General features: G+C 35.3%; 5 protein-coding genes and 1 tRNA gene. 3 read left to right on the top strand and 3 right to left on the bottom strand.

All coding sequences use genetic code 11. The features are described 5' to 3' along the window. Positions 1–765: 765 nt before the first annotated feature. Both F6K40_RS31110 and F6K40_RS31105 read right to left on the bottom strand, forming a co-directional pair. Complete coding sequence (locus tag F6K40_RS31110) at positions 766–1572, bottom strand: TIGR03943 family putative permease subunit (protein WP_293141579.1); 807 nt, start codon at positions 1570–1572, stop codon at positions 766–768. A gap of 321 nt (positions 1573–1893) precedes the next feature. Next, positions 1894–2994, bottom strand: a complete 1101-nt coding sequence (locus F6K40_RS31105; protein WP_293141577.1) for a permease — start codon at positions 2992–2994, stop codon at positions 1894–1896. A gap of 562 nt (positions 2995–3556) precedes the next feature. On the opposite strand from F6K40_RS31105, the gene F6K40_RS31100 reads away from it, so the two are divergent. Then, positions 3557–4624, top strand: coding sequence for a GGDEF domain-containing protein (locus F6K40_RS31100; RefSeq protein WP_293141575.1), 1068 nt, complete (start codon positions 3557–3559; stop codon positions 4622–4624). Between the two features lie 1141 nt (positions 4625–5765). Here F6K40_RS31100 and F6K40_RS31095 read toward each other — a convergent pair. Continuing rightward, on the bottom strand, positions 5766–6383 hold the full coding sequence (locus F6K40_RS31095) for a metal-binding protein (RefSeq protein ID WP_293141573.1): 618 nt from the start codon (positions 6381–6383) through the stop codon (positions 5766–5768). On the opposite strand from F6K40_RS31095, the gene F6K40_RS31090 reads away from it, so the two are divergent. Then, on the top strand, positions 6363–6614 hold the full coding sequence (locus F6K40_RS31090; protein ID WP_293141571.1) for a hypothetical protein: 252 nt from the start codon (positions 6363–6365) through the stop codon (positions 6612–6614). The two genes, F6K40_RS31095 and F6K40_RS31090, sit on opposite strands and share 21 nt — an antisense overlap. Before the next feature lie 141 nt (positions 6615–6755). After that, a tRNA-Val gene (locus F6K40_RS31085) sits at positions 6756–6827 on the top strand. The last annotated feature ends 568 nt before the right edge of the window (positions 6828–7395 follow it).

The following is a 7395-nucleotide window of genomic DNA, read 5'->3' as shown; positions in this document are numbered from 1 at the left end:
AGCCAAAATACTTCCATAAGCAAACCCTAATTAGAGATAGTTTTTCTGCGCAATTATTCATTATCTATTATCAATTTTTAGGGAACACTTAACTCTTGACTGGGAACAGATAGGAATTTCGGCTTTTTTATTTACCTTTTAATTTTTCACAACCTATTTAGGATTGCTATACTGACTACTACGAAGAGCCAAAATACTTCCATAAGCAAACCCTAATTAGAGATAGTTTTTCTGCGCAATTATTCATTATCTATTATCAATTTTTAGGGAACACTTAACTCTTGACTGGGAACAGATAGGAATTTCGGCTTTTTTATTTACCTTTTAATTTTTCACAACCTATTTAGGATTGCTATACTGACTACTACGAAGAGCCAAAATACTTCCATAAGCAAACCCTAATTAGAGATAGTTTTTCTGAGCAATTATTCATTATTTATTATTTATTATCCATTATCAATTATTCATTATCAATTAATTAATGAATTGCAGTGTCTACAATTACAGCGTTTTTCAGATTAATTAACTACATCGGCACAACCAAAACCTTGTAGGGACATTCCATGGAACGTCCCTACTGTGGTCTACTAATTATGAAAACTGCTGTAAGTGGTCGTGCAAAATTAATTACCGAACAATAAAGGTTTAAAGCCTCTCCTTTCAAGGAGAAAAAAATTCCTTTTAACTTTACCTATTCTGAAAAAGACTTAAAAAAAAGAGGTAATTAATAATTATTAATCATTGAACCCTATTCCCTAGATAATTCTAATAATCATAAGGATTTTTCGGCTTAGGAATTGACTCTATTTTTATTGGCGAAATTGTTAACTTCCGTTGAGCATTCAACTCCTCAGTAATCATTTTTCCTGTAACTCTAAACCAACCATCTTGAGGATATTCACTCCGACTTTTACCTTCTGGTAATTTAACAGGTAATCCCACCGGATAAGCATCAGCAGCACAACAAGTCAGAATAAATCTAGATATCCAGAAATATTGCTCAGATAATCCCCGAGGATAAATTACAAAACCAGTTACTTCAACTTTTTGACCATTATAAGCATCTGGTTCTGGATAAACATTTAAAGTCCTAATCCATTCAATTAGCGATCGCTCTTCTGGTTTAGTCGCAGTCCGAAATTCTTGAGGTTGAGTTCTAGTTACTGGCAAAGATTCTGTTAACCCCCTTTGTAAAGCAGTTTGACTCGCAAAAACTTGAGGAGTAATTGTTAAAGCAAGTATTGCAGATATTAACAGTAAAACACTACTCCAACCAGGAGGAAAAAAGTTAATATGTTGATTTTCAATCGGACTTACTTCTGGTTTTGATTTGCTCGAAAATCTAGATTTTTTTCTAATATTCCATAACTCAAATATTTTCCATCCACCTAATATTAATAAAAAGATTCCAGCACTAACAGTTAAACCAAAATAACGGGGATGAATTAATATGTATAACTTCCCTGTCATCCAATAATTTATTAACAAAAAACCCCAAGCCAAAATTGCTCCGGCATCCAACCAAGATTCATATTGTTTGAGTAGAGAAAATAATGATTTTTCAACCTTCATATAAAAAATTATTTATGTATAGCGCTACGCGCTAGGGAATAGGGAATAGCAAACTGTCAAAATGTTTTTCTTATAGGGAAATCCTCCGCAAACAGGATTTAGAAATGTCCTAAACTATTTGCGTAGTGCTATAAATGGAGGTAATTTCAATTATCAGTTATCAGTATATCTGGCTGTTTGCTCCGCATTCCGCAGGAAACCATCAGGATTAAAATAAGGAATATTCTCTTTTTTTATCCCCTATCCAAGGGGAGGCGCATACTTTTTTTTTGGTAATGAAACTGATAGCTGATAGCTGATAGCTGATAGCTGAATTTACGTTCAACTTAAATATAAATTCACAACCACAGCCATAATAAATGTCAACTGTGCTGCCAATATTATCAAATAAATGACAGCTCGCGAGCGAAAAACTGATAATAACAAACCAACAGCTTTAATATCAATCATCGGCCCAAAAACCAAAAAAGCTAATAGAGAACCACTGGTAAAAGTTGCAGCAAATGACAAAGCAAAAAAAGCATCTACAGTCGAACAAATCGAAACAACTGCTGCTAAAGCTAACATAGCAATAATTGAACTAATTGAGTCTTGACCAAGATTCAAAATTAACTCCCGAGGAGCAGCAACTTGAATGATGGCAGCGATCGCACTCCCAATTACTAATACTCCTCCCAACTCCCGTAATTCTTGCACCATACCATTTAATAAAGATAAAAGTCTTTGTCGATCCGGTGTAACAAAAAGAGATGTCAAATTCATACCTTTGTTAGTAAGTGTTTGACCCCTAACTCCCAGAGACTGACTATCAAAAGGTGCAGTCATTGCCCCTGGTAAAAGTCCCATAGACTCTAGAGGTAAAGATGTAGTAGATTGACCTAAAAAAAATGTTCCTGACTGTAGAAGAGGAGAAGTCTCCGACTTTTGAGAAACTGACTTTTGAGTTCTAGGTAATAAACGAGCAGTTGTCGGTTGCAGAATTGGTCGTATATCCTTCTGAACACTAAAAACCCAACCAATAATTGTTGCTATAGCTAAAGAAAATACCACTCGCCACACCACAATTTCTGGTTGGTCTCTAAATGCGGTCCAAGTTGCCCAGATAACTATGGGATTAATTGTTGGAGCTGCCAATAAAAATCCAATTGCTACTGAGATAGGAACGCCTTGTATTAATAAACGCCTGGCAACAGGAACATTGCCACATTCACACACTGGGAACAAAAAACCAATTAAACTGCCTACGAATGCTCCTAAAAGGGGGTTTTGAGGCAGATATGTGATTAATTTTCGTTCATCAATGAACCATTGTAATATTCCCGAAAAAATAACTCCTAACAGCAAAAATGGCATTGCTTCTACCAATAAACTGAGAAAGAGGGTGAAAGAATTATTCAATTGATTTGTCAGCGTTGATGCCATCTTTAAAATTTATTTTTTAACCTTGATATTTTTTTTTACCATTTACATTTATAATTTATAATTGTTAGGTATTCAAAATTATCTAGCTAACTATCTATCTAATTTATACTGTTAGTATATACCAAGATTATTCAATTACTTAGGGCTTGCTGATTAAATCTAAAAGCATTGATATATAAAAGCTTTCGCCTTTCGGTTTGGGAAAAAAGTGCAAGCAAAGTGCCAACTATAGCTTAAAATGTGAGGATTTTGAGCAGATAACAGCAGAAAAATTAAGGGACTTTAATATCCGACTACATCCTCTGTAATTCCCATTTCTCCAGTATCGAGTCTCGAGTCTCCTGACTCCTACCCTTGCCCATAAGACTTTTTCAGCAAGTCCTACTTAGAATTAAATAATTTTATGATTTACAGGACTTACCCTTTCCCAACCAAGAAACCCAGTTTATTACCCCGATCTTTGTTATTCAAACTACGAAATTTCCTTGCTTAACCCGGTTTCTGCGTAAGTCCTCATTTAACTATATACTACTTCTATATACATACAAAATATTGACAATTTATGGTAAATATGTTTTCCTCTGAGTTATTAGTTTCGACAATTCCTGACAATTGTCTGTCAACAACATTTCAGGAGTCAACTATACGGGATTTGTCTCTATATGATTTTCAAGTTGACAATAATCAAGTAGGAGAAATAGCTGCTCTGAGACTAGAAACTGAACCAAGATTGCCAGGGGTGATTTTAATGGAAAAAGAGCAGCTCTCAGGAATGATTTCTCGACAGCGATTTTTGGAGTATCTGAGTCGCCCTTTTGGTAGAGAAATATTTCTAAAAAGGTCTCTCAAAACTTTGTATCAATTTGCTTGTACCGATTTTTTAGTTCTCCCGACAAATACTACAATTGTGGAGGCAAGTAGTAGAGCTTTGCAAAGACCAACCGAACTTGCATACGAGCCAATTGTTGTTGAAATAGAACCCAATGTCTATAGACTTTTAGATGTTCATCATCTACTTGTCGCTCAATGTAAGATTCATCAATCAGCAAATAATTTACTCCAAGAACTTTATATAAAGTTGGAAACAGCTCATAAAGAGTTAGAACTTCAAGCTTCTTTAGACCCTTTAACTCAAGTTGCTAATCGTAGAAAATTTGACCAATATTTAACTCAAAAATGGTTCCAAATGTCTAAAGAGCAAAATCCTATATCTATAATTATGGCAGATATTGATTTTTTTAAACGTTATAATGACACTTATGGTCATCAAGCTGGAGATCGATCTCTCAAACAAGTTGCCTTAGCAATAAATCAGACTATTCAAATGATAACTCAAACAAATAATGAAAATTTAGTTGCTCGTTATGGAGGTGAAGAATTTGCTATAGTTTTACCAAATAAAACTGCTACTGAAGCTATTTCTATCGCTGAAGAAATTCGCCTTCATATCGAATCATTAAAAATTATTCATCAAGCTTCTTCTTGCTCAGAAAATGTCACTTTAAGTTTAGGAGTTGCTACTACTATGCCTGAACTAAGTAGCTCTATAGAAAAGTTAATTTCTCAAGCAGATAAAGCTCTTTATAAAGCTAAATTAAAAGGTCGTAATCGCGTTATTTGTAATTATTAGAAACTTAGTATAAATCATACCAATCTTATCAAAATTTCTTGACTACATTATTGTTTTTTAAACCAAGAAATAAAATCTCAAGTCTCCGCAATAAAGGAGATAAAAAAGGAAATTTCGGATTTTCTTGCCTTATACTGAATTAGGAGGTATAGATAACTGATAACTAAAATAACAATATGTAGATATTAGACTAATTATCATGCCTTAATACTATACTTAGGCTATACTTCAACACCTCAATAGTTACCAAGATTTAAAGTCTTTTTTTGACAATTATTAGTCGGTTAGTAGTTATTATTCCTACTTTTAACCTCTCCCCCCTCCTCCCAAACTCACCACACTTCCCCACCCAATTAGATATAGCAAGATTTTTGATAAATGGTATTAGACCTCTCCAGAAAAGAGGGAACAGGAAAAACTTAACTGGGAACAAGGAACAGAAAGAAGTAATTAATAATTTATGGATAAAAATTGATTCTATTTTAAATTTTCACGCCTATATCTATTTTATTTGGCATTGTTGAAATAAGATATGAAATTCCGATCGGAGTAAAATTGATAGTAAGGAAAAAAGTTATGGGTGACTACTGACTACTGACTACTGACTACTTGATTTGGCATTGTTGAAATAAGGTATGAAATTCCGATCGGAGCAAAATTGATAGTAAGGAAAAAAGCTATGGGTGACTACTGACTACTGACTACTGACTACTTGATTTGGCATTGTTGAAATAAGGTATGAAATTCCGATCGGAGCAAAATTGATAGTAAGGAAAAAAGTTATGGGTGACTACTGACTACTGACTACTGACTACTTGATTTGGCATTGCTGAAATAAGGTATGAAATTCCGATCGGAGTAAAATTGATAGTAAGGAAAAAAGCTATGGGTGACTACTGACTACTGACTACTTGATTTGGCATTGCTGAAATAAGGTATGAAATTCCGATCGGAGCAAAATTGATAGTAAGGAAAAAAGTTATTCTGACTACTAACTACTGACTACTAAAAATCATACAATAGACATCTCCAAAAATTAAAAATGAAATCAACTCAAGATATGAAATCAACAATTTAATTCCCTATTCCCTATTCCCTATTCCCTGACAACTGCCACGAAGTCTAATAATTCACCAACGCCTTATTTTTTAGTACGACGACGACTCGTAGGAGAAACAACCTTTGAGGAAGTAGACCTGCCAGAGGACTTACGTTGTCGTCTTTGAAGTTTGATTTGGGGAAGTAAACTAGATAAACCTTTCGTTTTAAAACGTCTGTAAGCAGAACCACTCCAGTCACTTAGGGAATGACTCATTGCACCAAGTTCTATACCTACTAACAAAGCAATTACTTCCTGATAATGAAGAGATAGCGATCGCCACAAACTAGCCACAAATCCTAAAACACTCAATTCTAAGCCAAGTAATTCATCTATAATTAAACCAAACACGGCCAAAACAGCCAACCAGTTCAACAAATATAGTAACCGTAGTGCAGTACCAATTATTGGTCCATGAGATAAAAAGGAGCGATGGTGAAGACTTGTTTGGTAGGGTCGCCAAAGCCACTTAAACCAACCCCAACGTTGGAATTGTCGAGAATTGATATCAAGGTCTGGACCAAACATTAGGCCACCAAACAAGAACCCCCCAGAAACAAATAATGTTAAGTGGGTACTATGAACTAACCCAAAACTTAAGCCTGTTATGATGGGCAAACTCCACAAAGTTATTCGGTCATGGGTACGGCCACTAGGCATAGCAGATTTAGTTTAGGCCAAAAAATACATAACTTATATTTATCAAACTTACCAGATCGAGGAAAATTTTTTTTACTTGCATATCTAACTTCCCTGGCGGGAAGTCCCGCGCTCTCCCCTCAGGGAGTGTCGGGATGGGAAAGCCAGGGCAACGGTCAGATACCTCCACAAATAAAATGTTCTGCTCCCCTTGACAAGCAGGAGACATTTTATTATGATAGTTATCGTTGATATAAAGTCAATGAACACAGGGGGAAGACATCACCTCTGTCAAAACAGCGGTCAGGGTTTCCCAGGCTGAAGAATTCCTGTTTTTCCCGTAAGGGCAACGTCGGGAGTATGTCAAAAATATCTGTTATAGTTGTAGATGTTGGGCGGTTAGCTCAGCGGTAGAGCGCCTGCCTTACAAGCAGGATGCCACTGGTTCAAATCCAGTACCGCCCATTTATTAAGCTGAAAAAGTCTTTTTCAGGAGTCAGGAGTAAGGTGAGTAGCCATGGCTATTTGATTCTCCACTCTAAAATTGTCTAAAAGCCAATCATCACAGCGATTGCTCCATTTTTTTCTAATATTTAGGGTTTTCTGAAAAAGTCTTTTTTAAGGAGTAGGGGAGTAGGGGAGTAATATTAAGGCTAAAACCTTTATCTGTCAATACTTTTAGATTTAATCAGCAAACCCTAGTTAGAGAAATTTTCCATCTCACAGAAAGTTGTTGATTTTCGGTGACTCTAAATATCTCATAACTCAGACGTTATAGTTAGAGAAATTTTCCATCTCACAGAAAGTTGTTGATTTTCGGTGGCTCGAAAATCTCATAACTCAGACGTTATAGTTAGAGAAATTTTCCATCTCACAGAAAGTTGTTGATTTTCGGTGACTCTAAATATCTCATAACTCAGACGTTATAGTTAGAGAAATTTTCCATCTCACAGAAAGTTGTTGATTTTCGGTGGCTCGAAAATCTCATAACTCAGACGTTATAGTTAGAGAAATTTTCCATCCCACAGAAAGT

The organism is Okeania sp. SIO3I5 (genome assembly GCF_010672085.1).
Classification (GTDB): Bacteria; Cyanobacteriota; Cyanobacteriia; order Cyanobacteriales; family Microcoleaceae; genus Trichodesmium.
Note: the sequence above shows the minus strand (reverse complement) of the source record. Positions and strands in the feature narration are given on the sequence as shown.